Source organism: Parabacteroides sp. KHUB-03, assembly GCF_056640975.1.
The window spans coordinates 959645-982381 of sequence record NZ_CM153257.1; the positions used below are offsets into that span (position 1 = coordinate 959645).

At 42.0% G+C, this 22737-nt stretch carries 22 protein-coding genes; 1 reads left to right on the forward strand and 21 read right to left on the reverse strand.

What is annotated here, in order from left to right; all coding sequences use genetic code 11:
* Nucleotides 1–6 precede the first annotated feature (6 nt).
* From ACYIB7_RS04180 to ACYIB7_RS04230, 11 genes are read right to left on the reverse strand one after another with little or no spacing between them, the layout of a single operon-like run.
* Nucleotides 7–1839, reverse strand: coding sequence for a hypothetical protein (locus tag ACYIB7_RS04180; RefSeq protein ID WP_480338210.1), 1833 nt, complete (start codon nucleotides 1837–1839; stop codon nucleotides 7–9).
* A gap of 3 nt (nucleotides 1840–1842) precedes the next feature.
* Entirely contained in the window at nucleotides 1843–2124 is a 282-nt protein-coding gene (locus ACYIB7_RS04185; RefSeq protein WP_008771370.1) for a hypothetical protein, read from the reverse strand.
* Between the two features lie 23 nt (nucleotides 2125–2147).
* A complete protein-coding gene (locus tag ACYIB7_RS04190; RefSeq protein WP_480338211.1) occupies nucleotides 2148–2978 on the reverse strand; it encodes a M23 family metallopeptidase in 831 nt (276 codons plus the stop codon).
* Nucleotides 2979–3007: 29 nt separating this feature from the next.
* Nucleotides 3008–3664: a hypothetical protein gene (locus ACYIB7_RS04195; RefSeq protein WP_480338212.1), complete on the reverse strand. Its 657-nt coding sequence runs from the start codon at nucleotides 3662–3664 to the stop codon at nucleotides 3008–3010.
* A gap of 28 nt (nucleotides 3665–3692) precedes the next feature.
* On the reverse strand, nucleotides 3693–4373 hold the full coding sequence (locus ACYIB7_RS04200; protein ID WP_480338213.1) for a hypothetical protein: 681 nt from the start codon (nucleotides 4371–4373) through the stop codon (nucleotides 3693–3695).
* A gap of 20 nt (nucleotides 4374–4393) precedes the next feature.
* Nucleotides 4394–5083 carry a hypothetical protein gene (locus ACYIB7_RS04205; RefSeq protein WP_480338214.1) on the reverse strand — a complete coding sequence of 230 codons (690 nt, stop codon included), beginning with the start codon at nucleotides 5081–5083 and terminating at the stop codon, nucleotides 4394–4396.
* The gene (locus tag ACYIB7_RS04210; RefSeq protein ID WP_480338215.1) at nucleotides 5064–5549 is read right to left on the reverse strand and encodes a PH domain-containing protein; all 486 of its coding nucleotides are present in this window, start codon (nucleotides 5547–5549) and stop codon (nucleotides 5064–5066) included. The genes ACYIB7_RS04205 and ACYIB7_RS04210 overlap by 20 nt, the downstream gene beginning before the upstream one ends.
* A gap of 5 nt (nucleotides 5550–5554) precedes the next feature.
* Nucleotides 5555–6727 carry a toprim domain-containing protein gene (locus ACYIB7_RS04215; protein WP_286438167.1) on the reverse strand — a complete coding sequence of 391 codons (1173 nt, stop codon included), beginning with the start codon at nucleotides 6725–6727 and terminating at the stop codon, nucleotides 5555–5557.
* A gap of 20 nt (nucleotides 6728–6747) precedes the next feature.
* Nucleotides 6748–8367: a hypothetical protein gene (locus ACYIB7_RS04220; protein WP_480338216.1), complete on the reverse strand. Its 1620-nt coding sequence runs from the start codon at nucleotides 8365–8367 to the stop codon at nucleotides 6748–6750.
* 9 nt (nucleotides 8368–8376) lie between these two features.
* Entirely contained in the window at nucleotides 8377–8601 is a 225-nt protein-coding gene (locus tag ACYIB7_RS04225; RefSeq protein ID WP_480338217.1) for a hypothetical protein, read from the reverse strand.
* Between the two features lie 18 nt (nucleotides 8602–8619).
* Entirely contained in the window at nucleotides 8620–9378 is a 759-nt protein-coding gene (locus tag ACYIB7_RS04230) for a DUF4099 domain-containing protein (RefSeq protein ID WP_480338218.1), read from the reverse strand.
* Between the two features lie 220 nt (nucleotides 9379–9598).
* On the opposite strand from ACYIB7_RS04230, the gene ACYIB7_RS04235 reads away from it, so the two are divergent.
* Nucleotides 9599–10279, forward strand: coding sequence for a M23 family metallopeptidase (locus tag ACYIB7_RS04235; protein WP_480338219.1), 681 nt, complete (start codon nucleotides 9599–9601; stop codon nucleotides 10277–10279).
* Here the strand turns inward: ACYIB7_RS04235 and ACYIB7_RS04240 are convergent.
* From ACYIB7_RS04240 to ACYIB7_RS04285, 10 genes are all read right to left on the reverse strand, one after another.
* Complete coding sequence (locus ACYIB7_RS04240; RefSeq protein WP_480338220.1) at nucleotides 10272–11297, reverse strand: hypothetical protein; 1026 nt, start codon at nucleotides 11295–11297, stop codon at nucleotides 10272–10274. The two genes, ACYIB7_RS04235 and ACYIB7_RS04240, sit on opposite strands and share 8 nt — an antisense overlap.
* A 526-nt stretch (nucleotides 11298–11823) precedes the next feature.
* Nucleotides 11824–13122 (reverse strand): DUF1810 family protein, encoded by a 1299-nt coding sequence (locus ACYIB7_RS04245; RefSeq protein WP_480338221.1) that lies wholly within the window; start codon nucleotides 13120–13122, stop codon nucleotides 11824–11826.
* A gap of 123 nt (nucleotides 13123–13245) precedes the next feature.
* A complete protein-coding gene (locus ACYIB7_RS04250; protein ID WP_121736260.1) occupies nucleotides 13246–13452 on the reverse strand; it encodes a helix-turn-helix transcriptional regulator in 207 nt (68 codons plus the stop codon).
* Nucleotides 13449–15500, reverse strand: coding sequence for a tetratricopeptide repeat protein (locus ACYIB7_RS04255; protein WP_480338222.1), 2052 nt, complete (start codon nucleotides 15498–15500; stop codon nucleotides 13449–13451). The genes ACYIB7_RS04250 and ACYIB7_RS04255 overlap by 4 nt, the downstream gene beginning before the upstream one ends.
* Before the next feature lie 33 nt (nucleotides 15501–15533).
* Entirely contained in the window at nucleotides 15534–16910 is a 1377-nt protein-coding gene (locus ACYIB7_RS04260) for a hypothetical protein (protein ID WP_217753279.1), read from the reverse strand.
* On the reverse strand, nucleotides 16907–17695 hold the full coding sequence (locus ACYIB7_RS04265) for a hypothetical protein (RefSeq protein WP_480338223.1): 789 nt from the start codon (nucleotides 17693–17695) through the stop codon (nucleotides 16907–16909). The genes ACYIB7_RS04260 and ACYIB7_RS04265 overlap by 4 nt, the downstream gene beginning before the upstream one ends.
* The gene (locus ACYIB7_RS04270) at nucleotides 17658–18524 is read right to left on the reverse strand and encodes a hypothetical protein (protein WP_217753277.1); all 867 of its coding nucleotides are present in this window, start codon (nucleotides 18522–18524) and stop codon (nucleotides 17658–17660) included. Before ACYIB7_RS04270 ends, ACYIB7_RS04265 begins: the two co-directional genes overlap by 38 nt.
* Before the next feature lie 12 nt (nucleotides 18525–18536).
* Entirely contained in the window at nucleotides 18537–20408 is a 1872-nt protein-coding gene (locus tag ACYIB7_RS04275) for a hypothetical protein (protein ID WP_480338224.1), read from the reverse strand.
* 3 nt (nucleotides 20409–20411) lie between these two features.
* Nucleotides 20412–22028, reverse strand: a complete 1617-nt coding sequence (locus ACYIB7_RS04280; protein ID WP_121736254.1) for an outer membrane protein assembly factor BamD — start codon at nucleotides 22026–22028, stop codon at nucleotides 20412–20414.
* A 12-nt stretch (nucleotides 22029–22040) separates the two neighbouring features.
* Entirely contained in the window at nucleotides 22041–22721 is a 681-nt protein-coding gene (locus tag ACYIB7_RS04285; protein WP_225722428.1) for a DUF805 domain-containing protein, read from the reverse strand.
* Between the last annotated feature and the right edge of the window lie 16 nt (nucleotides 22722–22737).

Consider the following 22737-nt stretch of genomic DNA (forward strand, 5'->3'; position numbering starts at 1 on the left):
GCTGTTTTATTGTATTCCTCTGGTACGCACAATCGTTTCCCTGTCTTTCTCTTCATAATTCTGCGACATCAGTTGCTGGGTATGGTCGCTCTTGGCAAGGATGGCATTGGCAAGGGTATTAAGCGGCAATGCCCCGGCATTGTAAGCTGACACCACTTTTTCAGGCAACTGGATGGTGCAGGGTACATGGTCTATGGTTGCGATAAGGTTGTTCCCTTGCAGTATCGGATCGGAAATCCGTGGATTCAACGGTTCGTCCGCATAGACCCGGTATCGGACGGAACGGTTTCCCTCCTTCAAACCGTTATCTTCATTCCGTTCCCATCCTAATGCCTCGTGTCCCGCCTTGTTCAACAAATTGGCACCGCCCAGTCCAATCATCATCATTTTGAGAATAGGATTCTTAATGAATATACCGGCGACGATGCTGGCGATAGGCAGTACATTGTCTCCCAAATCCAATGATTTTGTCCTGCCCGTAAACATACCCACCAGAATATCCGGCAACATGGCAAGCACATAACCCAAATTTTTGCTTATGTCTCCCATACCACTCAATCCCAAGGTTGAGAAAAAATAGCCCCAGCCGTTTTCGTTGGCATTGGCGGTTTTCTGTCCTTCCTGTCGGTTCTGTCCTGATTCAATGGCTGTTTCTTCCCTTGATTCTTCCGTCGTTTCCGTTTCATTGGTTTGTTGGACGGATTGTGCGGTATGGGTGTTTCCCGATTGTCCCGGATTGCTTGCAAGCACGGATTGACCTTTAACCTTTTCTTTCTTCTCCATATCCTGCAAATAAGTTTCCATGTATTCCGGAGCGATGACCATCGGAATATCCTTGTATCGCTCATCTTTTATCTTTTGGCCGGCAATAAAATCAAACGGCATTTTCGCTTGGGCGTTATGGCTCATCAACTCCCTGAAATCAAAACTCTGTACGGGAATCTTCTTGGTCAGCCGTTCATTGGTGGCGTTGATATAAGGATTGTCATTGACTCGAATTTCATTGGCTTCCTTACGGAATCTGTCAAAGACATTCCTCTCACTTCCGAATACGCCCTTGCTGATGCAATCTTCAACGGATGCTGTGTTTCCTGTTTTGTCCTTGGAGGAAGTCAGTGCTGAAAATGCCAGGTCAGCCCCGACAAATTTGGCGAAGCTCGCCCAGCTTCCCGCACCGCCGAGTGATATGGCATCGATGCTTGCACCGATGACTTTGCCTGTCCCTTTTTCCAGTTTGGACGGTTTGTAGGCTGCTTCCCCACGTCGTTCGATTTCTGCGGCAAGCGGTGACTGGTTCAATGTGTATGACAGCCCGAAAAGCGTGTTCTGTGCCGCCTTGCGCATGATGTATTCAGCGGAAGACTTGGGCATATTGTCTTTGACCATCTTGCCCATCATCAACTCTCCAATACGGTATTCCGTATATGCGTAAGCGAGGTCGCCACCTAATTGCCCGGACAGTTCATCATATCTTTCCCTGCCGATTTCATCCACCACGGCTGTGCGCCACTCGTTTGCCATTATCGTGAGGTCTGCCTGTATCTCCTTATTGTTTGCAATCTTCTCCCTGCACATTTCCAGATAGTCCTCCGTGGTCTTGGAGTTCCACTCCCCGGTCACTCTCAGTGTCTGGTACGGATCTATCATCGGATTACCGGCTGCCGCCATAGAACCGAGGATGCCGGCTGCACTGGTGGAATATGCTGCCATTTCCTCCGCTTGTTTGCGGTTGAGATAGTTCTGCGTGTCTCGCATGACAGGGGCAAGATGACTATTGAAGTAGTCACCGAATATCCTTTCTATCTCCGCAAAGCGTGCTGTATGCTTGATTTCGACCATATTCTAATAATTCAATTGGTTCAACAGTTGTTCCTTGGTTTGTTCTATGGCGTTGTGGTATATCTCCATCTGCTTGGGGAAGAACTCTTCCAGCCATTCATCCTTTTCTATCCGGTCCTGAATGAAACGGATGGCGGCCATCCGGTCGATTTCTACGGAATGTTCGCCTTCCTCCCGGTTATTGAACCATGCTTTCGTCCACCATCGGACTCCGGCGCGGTCGGGATAGACGGACACCATTCTCGGAATATCGAAGCTCTGTACGTCTATCTCCAGTTCCGACAAAGGGTCGATAATGCCACTGCCGGCTACTGCCTCGGATTGAAGTTTTTTTTTACTTCCTCGCTCATGGTAGAGAGATAGACATTATGTCTGAGAGCGAGATAATTGAGAAAATCCGCTATCAGGAGATTCTGTACCTTGCCCGCCAAAGGCAAGGCACGGCCGCCTATGCCCAAAGGGTTCGCCATGCTCGGCATCGACTCAAAGAAGTAGTTCTTGGCCGCTCCCACGGTGAACACATTACGCAGGGACTGTTCTGTATATTCGGGTACGATGTACTCGCCACGGAACAGGTCTTCCATATAGACGGGAAGGAAGCGGAGCATCAGTTCCTCGATTTCCTCCTTGTCACGGTCGTACCTGGTTTTAATCTCACCGTCAAACGGAGTGAACTCGTGTGCCGCACCGTGTCCCGATTTGCCGAGTGCCTGGATATTGCCGTAAAGCATGGTCAGGAACTCTATCGGATTCAGTTCCTCGTCGTCAAACGCCACTTCCATGTGAAGGTCGTTTCCACTGATGGCTACCGTCTGACCTGCTTTTACCTTTTGTCCGAAACGGATGAATATATTAGCAAGATGCGCATAGGTCACTTCGTATTTGCCGTAGCGTATGACAATATATACACCATGCTCTTTGTCCGTACCGATACTTGACACGACACCGCTGGCCACTGCCGCCAAAGGGCGGTGACTGGCATGGAAGTCTATGCCGTGATGAAAGGATGTCTCTCCGGTGACGGCATCTTTCAGTTCCCCGTAACCTTTTGATAAGGTTACCTCTTTATTCTTTTCTTCCTCAAAGGGCATACAATAGCCGCTTGGGGACTGTAGAATCATTTCTTCCGTGTATTTCATTTGTAGAATATTATTGTGTTATGACTGTCTTATCTTCTCATTCCTCCGCTATGGGCCTGTTCCTCCTGTTCCTGCTGTGGACGGGCTTGACGCTGGTTGTCGGTAACGGACGCTTCTTGCTGGCGTTGGGTGTTGTTGCCAATCATCATCATGGTCAAGAAGATACCGGCTATCTTGCCGAGCCAGCCTGTACGTCCGAACACGAGGAATGCCCCGGCAATCAATCCGACTATGCTTAATCCCGATACTTTGCCATGCGCGAGGTTGCTGAAAAAGTTGCCTAACATATTCCCGGCATTCCCGTTGGAAACACCGCTTAAAAAATTGGACGCTCCATCGAGCGTGGAAGAGAGCGAACTTGACGCCTGGCTCACGCTGTCAAAAGTCTGTTCGGCTTTGCCGGTAAGTTTGTTTACCGTTTCGGTAGCCGCTTTCGCCGTGCCGCTGATGGCGTTGGTGGTGTCTTCTCCTATGACGGCATCGCTCACGATGCGCACCACGCTCTTGTCGGTGGTCAGTTTCTCCCAGCCGACATATCCGGCCGCGGCTCCTACGGTTGCCGTCTTCAATGCGCTTCCTGCCCCTCGCAAGGTCTGTGATGGATGCAATACGGCTCCACCGACAGCTTTACCTGTTGCTCCGACGGCTTTGCCGCCTGTCTTTAATAATGAACTCCAGAATCCCATATCTTTTTGTTTTTATATTCTCGTTATGTTAAAAAGCACCGGCCTTTCCGCTTCGTTTCCACCGTTTCATGGCAGACCTGGCTATCTCTGCTTTGTTGGCTTTGGGTTGTTCCCGTTCCGTGATTTCTGCCCACACGTCACCCATCGAGGTGTATTTCACCGCCATGGTCAGCCGTCGCAGCTTTTTGTTCATCAGTTGCAGTTTGGGACGGATTCCGAACACGATTTCCATCCGCTGTTTCTCCGTCATCTTGTTGTCTGACAGGCAGACCGTGCGTATGTCATTGACAATTTCCACGGAGTTGTATATCAGTTCCCGGTATATCTTGTTCCGGTTTGTGGAGAGTGCCACTGCCACGGCATTGGCAGGACTTTTCCTGAGTTGCCCGGTGAACTCTCCCATGTTTTCCGTGAGATGGGTTATCTCGTGATAGAAGCCGTATATCTGTGCGGCGTAACTGATGACCGAACGGAATGAATCCAGATAATCATTGAACTCCCGTTGCAGGTCGGTGACGGCTTCCACCTCCTCTTTCGTCCAGATGTGGCCGGTGGTTTGCAGGAGCATGATTTTCTCTTGGTTCTTCAAGGTCTTCTTGGACTTTTCGGTATAGATGAGAACCATTCCGGCAAGGGTGGGGTCTATCTGCGCGTGGATTTTCACGCCTATGCACAGCAGTGTGATTATGATAAAGATTGCCCGTCTCATTTTCTCTTTCCTCCATCTTTTTATCTTGCCGTTGCTGCCCTGCGCCACCTGTTCATTGCCATTCGTGCCACTTCACCATTGTTCCTGTCCAGCATACCTGCCGTCACGTTGTTCCACACGTCCGTCATCGTGTAAGTCCTGATGCTCAGGTAAAGCAGGTTGAGTTTCTTTTGGAATGCGGACAGTTGGTCGTTCAATGCCCATAGGGTCTGGCTCCGTTCCGCTCCCGTAAGCATATTCTCCTTACCTCCCTTTGCCACGGCATCACGGAGCAGGGAGAATACCGTCACCAGTTCGGTTGCGGTCTCAATGTACAGGTTGTTCATGCTCATTGCGGCGACAATGCCCTGTGGATTGTCGCTGATGGCTTTTTTCAACTTGCATAGCGAGATAAAAATCCTCACACCGTCATTGTACAGGTGGGTACAGGCTTTCAGCGAGGATGCGAAACCGCTTACCGTTTTAAGGTAACTGTTGTATTTCTTCTCCCACTGGCGCATCTGCTCGAACTCTGCGGCAATGGTATTCTGTAAAAGGGCGGTTTTCTTCTGCCCGTCCATCTGGTCTTTGACTTTGCCGAGAATCAATTCGTTGCCTTCTGCCAATGCCACATATTCCAATGGATTGGTCGTGACAATCTGCGCCTTCGCCGAGACAGACAAGATGATGCCGAATAGGAGCATCGTTATTTTAATGATTGGTGATCTCATAGATTCCTTTTCGTTGTTTGTTAAACTCTACACGCTCTCTGATAATATCCACGATATTGATTCGTTTGGGCAGACCTGTCAATTCCAACTTGGGCGTGGTCCTGTCCATAGACAACACCGTGACAGTCTTTAGCCCGAAAATCTGCTGCAACAAGCTCTGCTGTTCGTGGAAGTCCACCACACGGTACAATTCGATGTAACCGATACTGCGTTGGAACACACCATGCTCGGCAGTCAGCTGTTCGCTACCGACGTGATAGCGTATGCGTTTCAGGTATATAAGCCGGTATGTCAAAATGAGGGAAAGGAGAACGGCAAAGAGGGTGGCGATAGATGCAAGAGGGGCGTTCTTCATTCCTCCATAGACCAGTCCCACGGGACAAAGCAACAGCAAGGGCAGTTCGTCAATGAAGAACTGTGCCGTTTGCGGTCGTAGCGAAATCTCTCTGTATATCGGTTGTTGCATGGCTCTTATCTGTGTATATTTGGTTGTCGGTGTTCTTCTTCCTTGTCGGTTGCATACCCTGTGGTACCGAGTGGTGCTCCCAATGGGATAATCGCGTCCTTGATGCTGTCAAGGTATTCCTCGCTTGTCTTGCCAAGCAGGGCATCGTTCCAGTCCTTGTAACAGGGCATCAAGGGAAATACTTTTATACGGTCGGAATTGATGTGCATGGATTCCGCTATGGCTTGGAACTTCTTCACGAACTCACGCCCGGCACTGTCGTTGTCGAAACACAAGTAGTGGTTTATATCCGGAGTGACGGAAAGCATACCGCGAATCTGCATATCGGTGGGAGTGCCGCCCGTGGAGACGAACACGCTTTTCTTGGAAAGGTCAGGGTTGTCCCGAAAGCCATTCCTGTGTATCTGGTAGAAAGCCATTGCGTCGTAGGCACTTTCAAACCACGCAACGCCGCCTGCCTTTTGCAAAGGCTCACCGCTGAAATTGGCTATCCATAAGCCCTCGCTGCTGTTGCTGCCCTCGGCTTTGCCCTTGTAACTTCCGCTACCGTCCATCTTGGGACGGCCTCGTTCCTCCAGTCCTGCAATCTTGTCCGGCTCTTTGGGAAGTACCAGTGGAAAGGCAAGGTTGGCATACGCCAAACCGTCTGAACGGTGTCTGGTAGCCAGAAAGAAATGGTCGGCAAAAGCCCGTTGTGTGAAGATGTCGATGCCACGGTTCTTGAAGTAGGGGTAAAAACGTTTGTGGGTCTCCCTGTCGTTTACGTCAAAACGGTGGATGTCGTAATCATCCAGCCTGAACGGAGTGTTCTCCCGTCTGGGTTGGATGATGCGCAAAGGTCTGTCATTGATGGGCTGGTTCAACAGCCTGTTGCAGACAAGGTTGACCAACCTGTCGGGAGAGACGCCGTTCCGGTGTTCCGCAAATTTCTCAGGGAATGCCTTGATAAAGGATATGATATTATAGAGCTTTTGCTGTGGTGGCTGGAAACAGCATTTGCCGTTCGGTGTGACGATGAACTTGTCACCCCGGATGCGTGTGCCGTTACTGTCCGTGCGGATATAGGACGGATAACGCAAGCCGTCACGCTTGTTCAGGTGATAGCCTGCGTCCATCAGTATATCCTGAATGTCCAGCCGTTGCAGGAAGTCATCGTATGTCAGTTCTCCGTTTGCCATTTCCGTGTTCCTTTTATTCCTTAAAATCCTCTGCGCATCTCTGCCACCTCCTTGTTCATCTGCGCTTCAAAGTTCCTTGCTGCCACATCCATCGGCGAGTCCACTCCCGGCTTGAAATAAGGACGGGGTGCCGAACTGAAACGCTCTCCGTAAAATTCCGGACAGGGATGGTGAAGCCCGTGGGCGACATCCGACAGCACTACCGCACCTGCGGCAAGTGCGGCGAATATCTTCGTACCCAATCCGCTGCTCATTTCGGGACGGGTCTTCATATCCACTTCGTTGAATATCTTGGAAAAGAGCTTCATGCGGTGGTAGTCATCGACTGCCAGGAACTTGTCGTACTGTTTCTGGCTGATTTCATGGGTGATGGGTTCTCCGTTGATGATGGCGGTCATCTTGTATTTGCCCTCTGTTTCTGCCGGTTGTACGGCGATGGCTTCCACTTCCACCTCACGTCCGTGTTCTCCTTCCCGGTACCAGCCTTTGTTTTCGTTGATGTATGACAAGTCCCGTCCGTCAATCAAGGCTCCTTCTTGTGGCTCTCTGATGATATGTTCGTCTTCTTGCAGTACGGTCTGTTCGGTAGAGTGCGGTGCAAGGCTGTTATCGGATTCCAATGGCAGGAGCAAGTCCTGTTCCTGTCGGTTCCGCATAGCCAGATCCTGCTCCACTTCGGGATGCAGGGCAATGTTGATGCGCTCCTTGCTGTTCAGAGATTCCAATGTGACCTTATCGGAATAGTCATTTTGAATGACATTGTTCAGAATCTCCAGGCGTTTCTCAACCGGATGCTCTTCAATGGAATTGGAGGCCAGTGCGGATAATTCCTCTTCTGTCAGGTCATAGACCATATCGGCACTGACTTTTTCCGACTGGACGGTCAGTGTCTCGGCTTCCGTATCCACGATGATGCCGTGTGACGAAAGGCATTCCTGCCATTTCTCATTGGAGAAATAGACGGGTGAGGAAATCTGCTCCTTGTAAGGTTTTGCCGGTTCTTCGCTTCTTGGCTTGTTTACCATCGGGGTGATGACTGCCTGCAAATCCTGCAAGACATCCTGTCGGACTGGCTGTACCTGCTCTTGTGGTTGCCGATGCCCTTTGTAGTAGAATCCGTAACCGCCGGATTGCATTTCACCGGGTTTCATCCGTCCGTCCGGACGTTCTGCCACCATAGGCGTACCTGCATAGAAAAGCCGGCCGCCGACTCTGCGCAAGTGATAGCCTTCCTGCTGTCTGGGAGTCCATCCGAGGAAAGGGGGCGGCATACCGTACCTGCCGACCCTGCCGTATTCTCCGATGCCGATACGGTAGCCGTGAAGTCCCATTGCCACACGACCGTTGGCGTTGCGTGCGTGGACGAAGTTGCGGGGCATATCAAAATCCTCCTTTATGATGTCCGTGAAGGTCTCGTAGGCTTTCTTGTTTGCATGGTTTGTTCCCCAGTCGGTAAGAGCTAAAAACTGCTGCTTGCTGATGGGGTATCGCAAGAGCGGAGAGTCGTGCCCTTGTACTACCAACTGGTAGCCTTCTCCGGCAGGCACGATGTGGGCTTGCATACCGTTGCGCATCAAAAGAGCATGCATTTCGGGTTGCAAGTCCGGTCTCATCGGATTTGTGTTGGTTCGTATTGCCATAGTCCGTGTTTATGCTTCACCGCTTTCCATGGCGGCTTCTAATTGTTCGCTCTTGTAATGGACGAATTGCTCGGCTGCCGCATCATCAATCGTGAGCGAGTGCGCCTTGCAGTATTCCGCCAGTTCATCCTGCCATTCGGCAGAAAAGTGGTTGACATAATCCAGCCAACCGTATTCTCCGCTCTCCATCTTCTCGATGAGAACGTCTTCGGGATAAAATGCGTTTTGTGCCATAATCATAAGGATTGAAGATTATTTGTGAAGTCCTATGCCCATATTGCGCTGGGCACTCTTTTTCTGTTCGTTCCAGAGTTCTTCGGTGTACTGTTCTTCGGGTACATAGTCAAGACATCCGTCATCGTCCATGACCCAACAGCCGTAACAGCCGAAGGTGTATTTGTCCCATTCTCTTTTGGTGTGCTCGCTCCATTTCTGGCTGTCGCCCTGGCAGAAGCGGATGCCGTTCTTCTCGTTCAGGTCAATGCCGACCGTAACCGGTTCGTCTTCCATCACGAAGGTCAAAGGTTCTCCTTGCTGCATCACCTTGATTTCGGCATTGCTGAGTTTCAGTTCTTCTGCCATCACCTGGAGGTTCCGGGCGATGACCTGCGTGGGGACGGACATGACCTGATTGGTCTCGGTGTCGATCTGCACAAATGCCTTTGTCTTTCGTCCGTCAGCCGTTACCGTGTCGGCAAGAATGACTTTGCCGGAACGGAGCTGCTTCTGTTGTTCCTCGCTGTACTTCTCCAAGGAGGATTTCTTCAGCACCGGGTAGAACACGACATCGGCTTCTCCGTTCTCCTTGCGCACGAAAGCGAATCGGCTACGGTCGGTGACAGTGTTTCCGTTATCATCGTTTACCTTGATGGGAAGTACAGGCGAGTGCCTGCCGTGGCTGAGTTCTTCCAAAATGTGCATAGGAAGGTCTTCAATCATTTCCCGTGTAAGTCCGAACTGCGAGAGAGTTTCGTAAGGCAGTTCTTCAAATTCAAATCGTACTTGTTTCATATTTTAATATGATATTTTAATTATACTTTGACAAAGGTATATACTATTGTTCATACTTCAATTTGCGTAGTTCTAAATAACCTGATTATTTGTGTTTATTTATGCTTTAAGTATGATTGTAATGCGGTATTCATACTCTGAACTTATTTAATGTTATATTTTGGAGGTAAATCAAGACATCTTTTGGCACGGTCGGAGAACTGTTCCTACATTTGCATCTATGAGTAATACACGAATCGTTATAGCCCTTCTTTTGTTATTATCCGGGAACCATGTGAAAGCGCAGTTCAACACGGTTTCCTGTCCGGGTAATCGCTATAAAATCACTGTTGAAAATCCCACCCGGACGACAAACAAAGCAGAGGCGACACCCGAAAGCATCACCTCTGTAAATGAAAAGTCTGTACCCGACAAGGTTTCATTGTTAAGTGCAGACACAAAAAAGAAAGAGCAAGTAGTACGCTATCTAAGCGTATGCTATCCGCTCTCGCATATCAAGATAAATTCGCCTTACGGTTATCGAAAAGACCCTTTTACAGGGAAGAGAAAGTTTCACAACGGTATTGACCTCCATGCCCGAAGTTCCAAGGTGTTTGCCATGATGCAGGGGAGAGTCATTGCTGTTGGGCAGGATAAGGTGTCCGGGAAATATGTCACTCTCCGGCACGAAAACTTCACCGTTAGTTATTGCCACCTGTCTCAAATCTCCGTATCACAGGGGCAGGACGTTCTGTCGGGTGATGTTGTTGGAATCACCGGTAACACAGGGCGCAGCACTGGGGAGCATTTGCACATTACCATACGTCAAAAAGGAGAATATGTCAATCCCAGGATTTTCCTTGATTATATCAACTCTGTTAAAGAGTCTTGTGTGATGGAGTTAGTCAAAAATATTATTTGAAATGTGTTCGCATAGCCAACATAATAGCTTCACCAACTAAAGCTACATTAGCCAAAAGATAATGACGTTTACAATTTAGCCTAACGGTATGACCTGCAATCTCAGCTGTTGTCAAAATATCATTTCTCGTTTTTAAATCATTAAAATAGGTCGCAGCTCCAGTCATGAATGCAGTGCCTGATGGACTTAATTCAAATAAAATTGGTCCGGCATCTATATCCAACCCCAAATAGCAGGTTCTGTCATAGTATTCTTTTAGTCCGGAAATAACACCGTCTTTCCAAAACAATGATTTGAGTGTTTCATATTGTTGCTTGGCAAAAGTTTCATCTATAAAAGTCAGATAGTAGCAGTTTAAAGCTGAATATGAACCTTTAACTGGAACTTCTTCGTACTGGTTTCCATTCTCCTGAAGGAATGAAACCAACAAACCGGTTTTGTCATCAATCCATTCTTTTTGTGCTCGTTTTATCCATTTTTTGACAGTGCTACGGTATTTACCATTATTCATGTCTGCATATTGATTTAGAGCGACAATGGCAACAAGCATATCCGGAATGTAGATTGACTCTCCGGGGTAAGTGGGCAAATTCAAGGAACTTCGATTAAGAAGTCTTCTATTCATTGTACTACACAAAGATAACAATAACTTATCGTACTTTGAATCACCTCCGATTTGTTTGTAGCCGCAAATCATCCAAGCCAAGTGACTGAGATAGGATATATGGCTTTCATCGCCGTCCAAAGATTCCAATGGATCTTCATACCATCGCATTGTATCATAATAGCGAAGTTCGGGAGACATTACAATATTGATGAGACTGTCAATGAGTTGAATGTTCCTGGCTTTTGTTTCTGGATATAATTGGGATATGTTTACCAATGCCGCGGACAACATGGAACAAGAATACAATGCCCATTCTCCCTGAAACTGTGTTCCTATTGCAGCAGGCATTTCGTTCAGTACTACCTGTGGATCTACCATCAACTTTCCCAGTAAGTAATCTTTCCTCGCCAAAATGTCTTCCTTTTCAGAAGAATTTCGTTTTGAACATTCCCACGAAACGGAGATGGATTTCAGCGCAACAAAAAACAAGAGAACTGCACTATATGTTATTATTTTGCCAAATTTGTATTTCTTCCGGATTCTTCTAATCTGCTTTCCACAAATTTTCGCAAGGATTACACAAGTCGCGCCATATATGGGCAATAAAAAGGAATACCATACAGATACATTCCAAGTTTTGATCAAGCCATAAAGCAAAATGGCTATGCCGGAATACATGAAATATGGTAAAAACAGCCAACGTAATCTTTTATCTTTCGGTACGGTTTCCCAGTATATTGCATATAAAGCTGTGTAAAGTAGCATTAAACAAATTGTCTCGCCATTATAGTGGTCAGCCCACAAATATGGCATCAAGAACATGAGAATGATTTGTAAAAAGAACCATCTGCAAATCCTCCATGTTATTACAATCAATTTGACTATGATATCATCCTGCATAAACAATAATACTTTTTCAGAAGAGTTCGATTTTGTGTTATCTATTCGTTTCTTTATTGTCAAATTTCGATTGTATAGCAATGCGTTCTGCACACACTTTATCAAATTTCTCTATTATATCCCGGATATACTGAGGCAGAAACTCAACCGTAACATACTTAACAAGCCACGATGGAATGCCATAATATGCAGCGGCAATACCGCCTGTCATGCAGGCGATTGTATCACTGTCACCACCCAAGGATACTGCAAGCCGGATGGCAGATTCGTAATCGTGACTATCCAAGAAGGCGATTATCGCTTCCGGGCATGAACCTTGACAAGTTACGTCAAACTGATATGTCGGACGTATTTCATCACATGAGCGATGAAGATTGTAACCAAAATTCTGCTCAATATATTTACGAATCTCATCCTTTGATTTATGCTGGCGAGCCAAGAAGATTGCTGAAGCAATTGCTTGTGCACCTTTTATTCCTTCCGGATGATTGTGAGTGACTTCAGCAGATTGCTTTGCGAGGTCAAGTGCTTCTTCAATCGAAGTGGCATAATAACCGCAAGGGCTTACACGCATACCTGCTCCATTCCCAAAACTATTATATGGCTCTTTATTTTCACTATAAAACATCCATTCATAGAACATTCCACCATATCCTCTGTTCGGATATTCTTTTCCCCAATCAGGCATGGTTTTCTGCAACGAGACTCCACTCAAAAGCCAGTCTGCTACTGCAATGGTCATTACTGTATCATCTGTAAATTGAGTTCCTCTCGTAAATAAAGCGAAATTGGTTGACTTGTGATTGTAAAACTCATAAAATGAGCCGACAATATCTCCGATTATAGCACCTATAATTCCTCCTGAAATAAGCTGCTCGTTCCCGACTTTACCTGTTTGCAACATTTCCAATGTGCGTTCATCAACTTTACCATCGTAATACTTCTGTAAGGCATCAGAGAAAATATCGTTAGGACATATGTTGTCGAAAAGTGTCATCGATGAGCGGAACTTCAAGGCATCTATTCCACCTAAAATTTCCTCGGCAGATTTTTCGTCAATGGTAAGCATTGCCATTGTGATTTCATGGAGGTTTCTGCCTAACAGAGGATGATGTAGAAACATTACCGCTTCATCACGGTCTGCAATACCATAATATTCAGCATTGCGACTATGCCCAAGTCCTCGAAACTGTGGAAATATATACCACATCCAATGCGATTGCTTCTCTCCGGATCGAATCTCATTCAAAGCAGAACTGTATATTTGACGATGCGCATCAACAAATCGCCTTAAATTGTATTTTGAAATATATTCTTTGTATCTTGCTGAGGTCATATCGTTAGTGTCTTAAATCTTTATACAAAAATAGCGAATTTTCAAATCCAAATACTTTATTGTGTAATGGTTATTTGACTCTAAAGTAAAATACCACCCCAAAACAGGTGGTATCTACGTTAATTATTCAGTTATTGAATGGAGTAAATCTTTTGTATCGACTTCCAAACATCTTGCGATGGCGACTAAATCATCCAAACTTGGCTGAGTCGTATTCGTACACCATTTGGATATGGTGGCTTCATTTTTTCCTAATTGAGTTGCTAACCAACGATTAGTCCTTTTTTTCTCAGCCAATACAACTTTTAACCTATTGATTTCTTGTTTCATCTGTCTCCCTCAACTTTCTTTTTATATGTTATCCTTAAAACTCTTCTCGTATTGTCGATTTCAATATTTCCCAAACGCCCAAGGATTGATTGTCCTAACAAAAGCGGGGCTGTTTGATTATGTACTACAGAAGCACGTATATTGTTCAAATCTAATCCTCCGAAATTAACATTGCGGAGATTAATGACTGTACCTGCGTTTATCTCCCCATTAGCCATCATATAATTTTGTTTTCCTATGACATCAGATGATTTCAAATATCCGTTTTTCATCATAAAAGTTGCTTCAACAGATGAAAGAGAAACATCTGATGCTCCCGTATCAAACACGAAATATAAAGGCAGGTCATTGATAGTACATTTTACCTTACAAACACCGTCTTCTTTTGTAAACGGTATCTCTACGGTTTGTTCCTCATATACGGAAGTATCTTGCATTTTATCATCTATCTCAGATTCAAAAATATTTTTATATTGTTGTAATAACTCCTTGTATTTGGGTAATTCCCTTATAGCATCTAAATCGTCATCCATTTCAAGATGGGCAAAACGGCGATAACCTTTTTCTAACGCAATTTGTAAAAAATATGCAGACTTATCTAATTCACCCATTCTTGAATGTAAACAAGCTGCGTCATAATAGTTGCCTGCATTATCCGGATCATTGGCTATCACTTTATCCATAAATTCAATAGCTTTTTCTTTTTGTCCTAAACACCAATAGGCATATTGCGCACAAGAACTATTATTGGGAATAGTGTCAAGCTCGACTACTTTTTTATAGTCTGCCTCTGAGGATTTTTTATTTCCTTTTAAAGCATACATATCTCCACGTCCCAAATAAGCGTATGCGTAATCCGGTTGCAATACTATAGCCATTGTATAATCTTCAATAGCTCCATCTGTGTCTTCGCTATTATCCTTAAACCAGCCACGACGATAATATCCTCCAAAATAATCTGGTTGGTGGCTAATATATTTACCTAACTCTATTATGGCATCTTTAGCATTCCCGGATTCATATAGAAGGTTTGCTTTTTCCATTACATAGTCATAATCAGTAGAGTCCAATGCAATCGCATTATCAATATGTTTCAATGCAGAGGTGAAATCTCCCATATTGCTGTAACATTGAGAGATACGGTAGGATATTACATCAGAAGCTTCTTTCTCATAGCAACTAGTATAATATTCTATGGCTTTTTTATAAGCATCCGTATGTTCATGCACAACGCCTAAACAATAAAGCCAATACTCATTATTGGGATTTTTGACGGATTGTACCTTCAGTTTTGCTACTAATGGAACCATTGCAGAATCTGCTACCTGCTGCATTAAATGAAATGCTTTATTATCTCCATCAATATCCAAAGCTTTAATAATATCGTCAATAGCCTTGTCGTATTGTTGTAGTCCTAAATGACTTTCAGCTCTAAAAGAATACCCTGAAGAATATTCTGATGCCAATCGTGTCGCATAATTGAATTGCTCGATTGCTTCATTGTATCTTTTTTTTGCGTTGGCATTACGTCCAATTCCCATGTAACCCATCACACTTCCGGGATCAATGGATATGATTTTTTGATAATCCTTATCAGCCAAATCATATTTATCCATATAGTAATAGAGATTGGCTCTCTTTTCATAGACATCAGCGTCATCTGGAGTTTCTTTTATTGCAGATGTAAAATCGGCAAGTGCTTTTTCATTTTCGCCAAGTCCCACATAAACTTCTGCACGAACAATGTATGCAAAGGCTCTGTATTTTTTATCCTTTTTGGGCATCTTTTTGACAGCCAAATCTGCTGCTGTTAGGGCGCGTCCGTAATCTTCTTGATGATTACGAACAACAGCAATCCAAGCCAACGCATATCCGTTGTTAGGATTGTCTTCCAATTCTTTGTTCAGATATTCAAGAGCTTCTTCTGCATTGTTCTTTTGGATTGCCTCTACACCACGATTGTAATTATATGTATCGGGGCGTTTGATATTTTGAGCAAAAGCTATTGAACAACAAAATAGCATTGCTACAATTAAATATTTTCTCATATCTCGTGTTGTCTATAATAAGATTCTATTGCACTAGAAATAATATATCAATGATGTTCCCAAAAACTTATCATCTAACGAATATTTATTATCAAGATCCTGCTTATAATACAAAGTAAGCCAATCCCAATGTTTCCATGCAAAACCTGCACCACCTCCTACGGAAAACTGATTTTCAAGTTCATCATTGCGAACGATATTATAAAATCCCAATCCAGCGATATACAATTTGGAACTTGCTCCTATATTGCATAGATTGATTTTTAACTTGGCATATGCCGGAAGATGAAATTTTGTGTGAGTTTCATAATCACTGTCGTAATACGAATCGTCTTCATCTGCATAATTATAGAATATTAATCCTGGTTTAATTCCGATTTCAAATTGAACAGGTGCTTTGTTGTTACCAAATTTTACACTTGCTCCAATATTGTAGTATCCGACATTGAGATAACGATCGGGAGATATACCATTCCAGCCAAAATCCAATAGTTCAAGACCAAATTGGACATATCCACCATTCGCTTTTACCCTAGCTTTACGCATCTGTTTCTTGTGTTGTGAATATGCTCTTTTACTACTCTCAACGTACCTTTTTACCAAATTCTTTGTGGTCTCATCTTTCGCATATCCAAGAGCTTCATTAAAAGTTATATCTCCAGAATACATGGTAAACGATTTGGCTTTTGAAATAGCAATTCTGTTTGATATCTCATTAGAATATTTTCCAGAAGGGTATTTCCTAAGAAAAGAAAGCAGCTTTTCCTCTGTAGAATAAGATGTTAGGTTGTTATAATCCCAATATTCTTGACATTCATCAAATTTAGATTGATTTACTTGTTCCAAGGCATACTTACCGCCTGCTTTATTAAATTCTTGATAGGCGTTAATCAAATCATTGGCTAAATAAAAATCTACGCCATTTAATTCGTGAATCCTTTTTTGGGCACTATCTATGCACGATGATTTGGGATAAGTCTTCATAAACATTTCTATTTCTGCTATGTTTTTTGAAGACTGAATAGACTTCCATTTATCAACAGATTGAAGTTCTGTTATTGCTTCAATAGCATTTTCCTTAAAACTTTTGAATTTTGAGGAGTCAATATAGTTATTGTATGCCTCAATTGTATTTGTTTTTACTGCTTCTGACCATTGATTATAGTCTTCTATTCTATTTTTTACATCAGTTGCATATTTACCTTTCGGATACAATTTTATGTACTCTTGGAATGCTTCGAGCGTCCCTTTTTTGCATGCAGATTCGTATTTTTGTTTTTCAACACGTTGTCTTTCTGCTATCTCTTTTTGTTTTTGTTGTTGGTAATTAATAAGGGTCTGTGCCTCCATAGAAACATTTGAACCAATGCAAATTACCAAGCAAACTATCCAACTATATACTCTTCTCATAATGTTTCAATTGTTTTCAAACATTTATTTAATTCTTTCTCTAATTCAGTAAAATCAACCTTATGCTGATTACCATCAAAATCATTTAACTGCTTTTCTATGAGAGATAATTTGCTCCCTAAATATGTATCAGTCCATTCTGGGTATTTATGATAGGATAGATAAAATGATCTGTCACGGAATTGTACAAGAACTTCATTTGCATCCTTGACAAAAGGTTTTTGGAGTTCAATACAAGCATATTTAATAAAGGACAACAGATCTGTGATGTCCTTTCTGTAATTATAAAGCAATTCGTATTTTATTTGATGATCGCGCCTTAATTCTTTGCTTGAAATAGCTTTAAATGCAGGAATAGCAATTTTTTCAATACTAAAAGCTTCATATGGAATATACAGAAAATTAGACGCAATATTAACGAGTCTTTTATCTGCTTCTCTTTGTGCTATATATAATCTCGTGGTGTCTCTTTTAAGATTATTTACATCAATCTCCAATTGAGATAATCTACTCTTATCTTTCTCACTTTCCACTTGGAGTTTTTGATATTTTTCAGTTATTGCTGAAAGTTGTAATTTCAGAGAGTCATTCTCTGATTTTAGAGTATTTAAATCATCGATACTTATTGAAACTTGTATCGGATCTGTTTTAGAAGCAAGTGGAATAGTATCATTGCTCGTTTGTGAAAAAACAGGTAATGATATAATTGTCAATAGTAATACTATACAATACTTCATAACGGCTATATCAAAAATTATTGTTGTTATAGTAATTAGATGCTTCATTGTAATATCCTCTAGCTCTATTCCATAGTACGTTTACGTCTTTTTTAGAACCATATAAAGTATTAGCCTTATTGTCATATTCAGTTACAGCAGCATCCACTTGTGGAACAAGGGTGTTTTCGTAATATTGTTGACCATAAAATCTGTACTCAGATAATTTTTCTACCTGTGCAGATATATAAGCATAGTGGGATTGTGCAATGCTAGTTTTTACATTGTTCAGCGCATTTCTTAAATCTGTGCATTTGGATATATATGTATCATTTGCATACTTTTTGGCTTGATTAATCGTGTTTTGAGCACTGGATACACTCCGATATGTAGTACTACGACAAATATTCTTGGCTTGACGATAATTAGAAATAATATTTTCGACTAAAGCTAAGGAATCAATAGTTGTCTTGTTTAAAACCTTACTTCCGTTCGAGTGTTTCACGGAATGTAATCGCTTGGAGACAATTAACATATAATCATGGTCTAAGTCTTTCCAAACAGATTTGTCAAATGCAGAGAAGCATCTTTTGAGGAAGATAGGTGAATAGCCATCAATTAACTTGTCTCTATGTTTATCGGATTCTGCTTGTGTAAGTCTGTTTTCTTTTTCAAATACGGAAATTCGATCAATAGCTTTAAGATAAATCATATCTTCCTCACGAGCAGCACCAGCTTTCTTTAAGTCAGAATAGAGATGATTTAAGTCTTTTTCAAACTGATTTATTGGTTGAAATGCAACAGGAGGCTCAACGCGCGTTTTTGCATACACCATAACTCCGCCAATGGCAAGTGCTATTGACAACACTAAGATGAATATTTTTGCTGTAACTTTCATAACCGTAACTTTTTATATACCACCACGTATATTATCTTTTTTCTTACCATCAGATGCAGATTGCTCTTTTTTCCCCGAATCTGATTTAGTATTTTCTTTTTTCTTAGATTGTTTTGATGTATCGCCCTTTGCTTTCTTTTGTACAGCCGAATGCGTTTCTGTAATCCAAGAAATGTAATTATTGATGTTTATCTCCAAATCTGTTGCGGAATTGTACTTACCATCATTAACTTCTTTTCCGATGTTTGGCTTTATATTATGTTTTTTGGATTGTTTTGCGGCACTAATTAGTTTCTGTATCTGTTCTACTTCTTTTAACTCCGAAGACTCCAACTTAATTAGGTCTTCAATCTTGAATGAGTTCATATTATCAAACAGATCTTTTGTCAAATCGTACATAGCCAGAGAATCTTTATGCCAAATTTCTCTAGAGCACAGATAGGTACATACCTTCTCTTTTAGTGAGTCTTTGGCTGCGATGGCTTTTTCTGATTCTAGCTCAGCATCCTTACTTGTTGTAGAATAAGTGATTTGTTTCTTTACTTCTGTGATTGGTGGCCAGTCAAGTTGAAACTCGTGATTATCTACCCAACTATCTAAGGCTTCGTAACCAGCCCACAATAGCCCAAAGACGAAGACACTAACAACACCAATTGCAAACCATTTAATTTTAGTCATTAAATTATTCTCATACACAATATAGCCATCATGATCTGAACGATAACCTTTTAATGGCATACCTGTATAACGATTACTCATTTTGACTGTGATGATAGCATCGGATTCTAAACCCTTTCCATCTTCAATGCGTAACGTATATTCTTTACTGTATTGCTTGTCATTAAGCCTGATTTCGATGTTAGATGAAATTTGATTAATAACTTTTTCTTTGGGTTCATAACCTTGACGACTTACATGAATCTTTACTCCATCGCGCAATGCAGCTTCGGTAATTTCTGTTATGTCAGACGAGAAAGCCTTCCCATTAACAGAGATTTCGGCATCACTTAAATGATTGAACCTTTGATTTGTAATTTTAATCCATGAACGTTTGAATATAAGTTTACGTTCATTCTCTTGAATAGTAAGACTTGAGGAATTGCCGCCTTTTAGCTCCTTTTCAATGTCAAAATATCCTTCTTTCTTCCAAACTACCATCAACGGAGTATTTGTGGGAATTTCTATTGCATCAGTGAACGGGATTTCTTGATTCTTTGTCTTGATAAATGCAGTGAACCCATTATTGTCAACAGGTGCTTCTACCTTTATTGGTTCTTTCGGATCTGACTTAATTATTTCACCACCAATAGTAGACAAATTCAATGACTTATCCACAAAGCATATACATTTATACTTCTTGTAGGAGGTCTGTACTAATGAATTTCCAAGCAATTCATGCAAAGCATAGCCTGTACCAATTCCATAATATCGCCAACCTATACTTCCTTCAGGATTGTACCCTCCGATGAATGCTAAAGCTGGATACTTTACATCCTTGTTGGCATACTCCTTTGTAAACAGTTCATTTAATATAGCTGGATTGATGCCCATAGGAGCTGCTAATTGTTCTCCTACGTACATTATTACAGAAGTCAGTTCGTTTCCTGTTATATTCATTTTGGCAGGAACATGAATCCAGGCTGTAGTGTTGTCATTTGGACGACCGCTCCCTTCTGGACGAGCTTTAACAACACCTATCAAATAGCCAAGACTGCCAAGTATCTTTGCCACAATTACTGATTTACCGGAACCATCAAACCCCTCTAAATCTTTTATGATTGAACGGGAATCAGCTGCAAATTTTGCCCATTCTTCTCCTTTGTTAATGCTGAAAACCTCTTGTTCACCAGCACTTGTTGACTTTATAATTAATCCTAATTTCATGACTTAACCTCTAAATATTTTCTCAAACATACCTCTTTTCCCACCTCTGAAACTTGCAGAACGCTGTAGAAGTAAACTTACTACATTTTCAGCAGGGCGAGAATTGAATCTACAATAATTTTGGAAGCATACTTCTCCAAGCGAGAAAGCTATTTTTTCAACTTTTCCCTTATTGATTTCGTTGTCTTTACATATTTGTTCTAGTCCATTATAAAATCCAAGATATTTATCATTGATGTAGTTTGTGAAAGTGTCTTTTGTCGCATTTTTGACCTTATCTGCTTTGGATATCATTATGTAGATGGCATCTGTATCCTTTTTGAAAATACCGGTATTTTTTATATATGATACAGCACCTTCTAAGTAGACACGCTGTGGAAGGCCTTCATAAAGTCTGTCTTCTGCACCATATTCAATGACAAAAATGTGCATCTTTCTACTTGTAGATCGATTATCAATGAGGACTTTTGTTAGTGTGTCTAACATAACCTCATCTGTTTCAGACATACTGTCTCCTGCATTGGCCTTATACATACATCGCATCAGTTCTCCTGCCATATCAATACAGGTAATGGGATGAATCTTACCTTCTTTGTCAACTAAGTCAAATCCCATTTCATAGAATGAGTCAACAGAAGTTCCTTCCATTAATGTTCCAATTTCACCATTCTGGAACAAGTTGATAAGTTTGGTCATATATCCATATCCTTGTGACTCCGTATCAGCATCCATCGAATGTGCAACCTTGCCACTTGCTGCGACACTTAAAATTGCGCCAAGAGCACAACTCTTTCCTGATGAGGGAATTCCCCAAAAATAGATTTCTGTTGATTGTTTATGGATTTTATCTAATTTTTCTGGAGTTGAAAAACTCTGCGCACTTTCCCCATTGAACATCTTTTGAATAAAACGACGGTCAATATCAATGCTCATCAAATCTTCCACTGACAATGTTCCTGAAGTTATAAGACGTTTAACCACACCTGAACTAACAAGATTATGGTCTTCTTTAATTTTATTCAAAAAATCAGATTTTCTAATTTTCTTCTCGCTGAGGAATTTTTCAATTATTGCAATCGTTTTGTTGTCACGTTGCTCTTGTGTTACTGCTGTTTTATCTGTAGGAACTTGATTGATTTGAGTAACCAAAGTTTCTATATCAACACCCATTATTTCATCCAACAGCAAAGAGTCAATAATTTTTTGTGCTTCATTGACATGCGTACTATTAGGGAATCTTTTTATAAATTCTCGTAATTCATTTTTGTTGGATTTGTCAACTAACGTCCAAGCATCGTCTGTAGTTGCTTGTAGATAACTTTCTTGAAGTTCGTTTTCAAGCTTATTCATCAAAGATCGAGCTTCTGCACGAAATTGACCATTAGGAAAGGTGTCGAGATAGTGCTGAACAGCTTCTATTGAATGCAACGTTTTCACTTTATTCCATTCGTCAACATCGCCACTCTCTAACAATTGTTTTACTTCTCTTCTCTTTTCTACTGAAAATTCACCATCGGTGTCTTGGATTAATTCATCAAAAGTAACGACACCTGTCCGTATGTACTCTACAAGCTGATTTGCAGAATACTCTGTTACATTATCTAAAATCTTTTGTTTCATATTCAAGAATGATTATTTCGGACTATTTCCATACTCGTTAGCAGTTGTTTCCCCTTCAGCAAACAACATCCAAAAACCGTAAAATGGAATAATCTGATACCAACCAGAATTACCTCTATCGTGGCAACGTTTTGCTCCCTGTGCCCAAATAAACCAACAATAGGGTACGAGCATTATTAGATATAATATTAGCAATGCCGATGCTGCGTCTGATTCTGCAGCAACCCCAACAATACCTTGCATAAATAAATTTATGACAAAGCAAATAATCATAGAGAGACCGTATTCAGTTCGACGTATTCGTCCGGAAAATGAAAACGGATTTCGGAACATGCCCGGTTTTACCTCAATGTTGGTTTGAGTTGCTTGTGGCTCTTCTTTTATTTGTGACGCCATTTCTTCTGCAATGGGTGAAATTTCAAGCTCATCAGGAATAGACATATCTTCTGTTTCAGAGGAATCCGATATTACAGATTCTTCTATTTTTGTTACATCTTCCTTATCGTTTTTTACAATAGGCATGGGGGCTTGTTCCAGAAGTTCTTTTACTCTCTTTTTAAGTAAGGGAGTAAAGGCACCTTCTGTATCTTTGCCTAATTCATACATGGAAACAACTCCAGCTCTTACCGCATCAGCAATTTCTTCTGGTGAGTAATTTGTAATGTTTTTAAGTATCTCTTTTTTGCTTACCATATTTATACTTATATTT

Bases quoted from the DNA above. Each gene is read 5' to 3' on its own strand.
- ACYIB7_RS04180 (WP_480338210.1), bottom strand. From the start codon at position 1,839: ATGGTCGAAATCAAGCATACAGCACGCTTTGCGGAGATAGAAAGGATA.
- ACYIB7_RS04190 (WP_480338211.1), bottom strand. From the start codon at position 2,978: ATGAAATACACGGAAGAAATGATTCTACAGTCCCCAAGCGGCTATTGT.
- ACYIB7_RS04195 (WP_480338212.1), bottom strand. From the start codon at position 3,664: ATGGGATTCTGGAGTTCATTATTAAAGACAGGCGGCAAAGCCGTCGGA.
- ACYIB7_RS04200 (WP_480338213.1), bottom strand. From the start codon at position 4,373: ATGAGACGGGCAATCTTTATCATAATCACACTGCTGTGCATAGGCGTG.
- ACYIB7_RS04205 (WP_480338214.1), bottom strand. From the start codon at position 5,083: ATGAGATCACCAATCATTAAAATAACGATGCTCCTATTCGGCATCATC.
- ACYIB7_RS04210 (WP_480338215.1), bottom strand. From the start codon at position 5,549: ATGCAACAACCGATATACAGAGAGATTTCGCTACGACCGCAAACGGCA.
- ACYIB7_RS04215 (WP_286438167.1), bottom strand. From the start codon at position 6,727: ATGGCAAACGGAGAACTGACATACGATGACTTCCTGCAACGGCTGGAC.
- ACYIB7_RS04220 (WP_480338216.1), bottom strand. From the start codon at position 8,367: ATGGCAATACGAACCAACACAAATCCGATGAGACCGGACTTGCAACCC.
- ACYIB7_RS04225 (WP_480338217.1), bottom strand. From the start codon at position 8,601: ATGGCACAAAACGCATTTTATCCCGAAGACGTTCTCATCGAGAAGATG.
- ACYIB7_RS04230 (WP_480338218.1), bottom strand. From the start codon at position 9,378: ATGAAACAAGTACGATTTGAATTTGAAGAACTGCCTTACGAAACTCTC.
- ACYIB7_RS04235 (WP_480338219.1), top strand. From the start codon at position 9,599: ATGAGTAATACACGAATCGTTATAGCCCTTCTTTTGTTATTATCCGGG.
- ACYIB7_RS04245 (WP_480338221.1), bottom strand. From the start codon at position 13,122: ATGACCTCAGCAAGATACAAAGAATATATTTCAAAATACAATTTAAGG.
- ACYIB7_RS04250 (WP_121736260.1), bottom strand. From the start codon at position 13,452: ATGAAACAAGAAATCAATAGGTTAAAAGTTGTATTGGCTGAGAAAAAA.
- ACYIB7_RS04255 (WP_480338222.1), bottom strand. From the start codon at position 15,500: ATGAGAAAATATTTAATTGTAGCAATGCTATTTTGTTGTTCAATAGCT.
- ACYIB7_RS04260 (WP_217753279.1), bottom strand. From the start codon at position 16,910: ATGAGAAGAGTATATAGTTGGATAGTTTGCTTGGTAATTTGCATTGGT.
- ACYIB7_RS04265 (WP_480338223.1), bottom strand. From the start codon at position 17,695: ATGAAGCATCTAATTACTATAACAACAATAATTTTTGATATAGCCGTT.
- ACYIB7_RS04270 (WP_217753277.1), bottom strand. From the start codon at position 18,524: ATGAAAGTTACAGCAAAAATATTCATCTTAGTGTTGTCAATAGCACTT.
- ACYIB7_RS04275 (WP_480338224.1), bottom strand. From the start codon at position 20,408: ATGAAATTAGGATTAATTATAAAGTCAACAAGTGCTGGTGAACAAGAG.
- ACYIB7_RS04280 (WP_121736254.1), bottom strand. From the start codon at position 22,028: ATGAAACAAAAGATTTTAGATAATGTAACAGAGTATTCTGCAAATCAG.
- ACYIB7_RS04285 (WP_225722428.1), bottom strand. From the start codon at position 22,721: ATGGTAAGCAAAAAAGAGATACTTAAAAACATTACAAATTACTCACCA.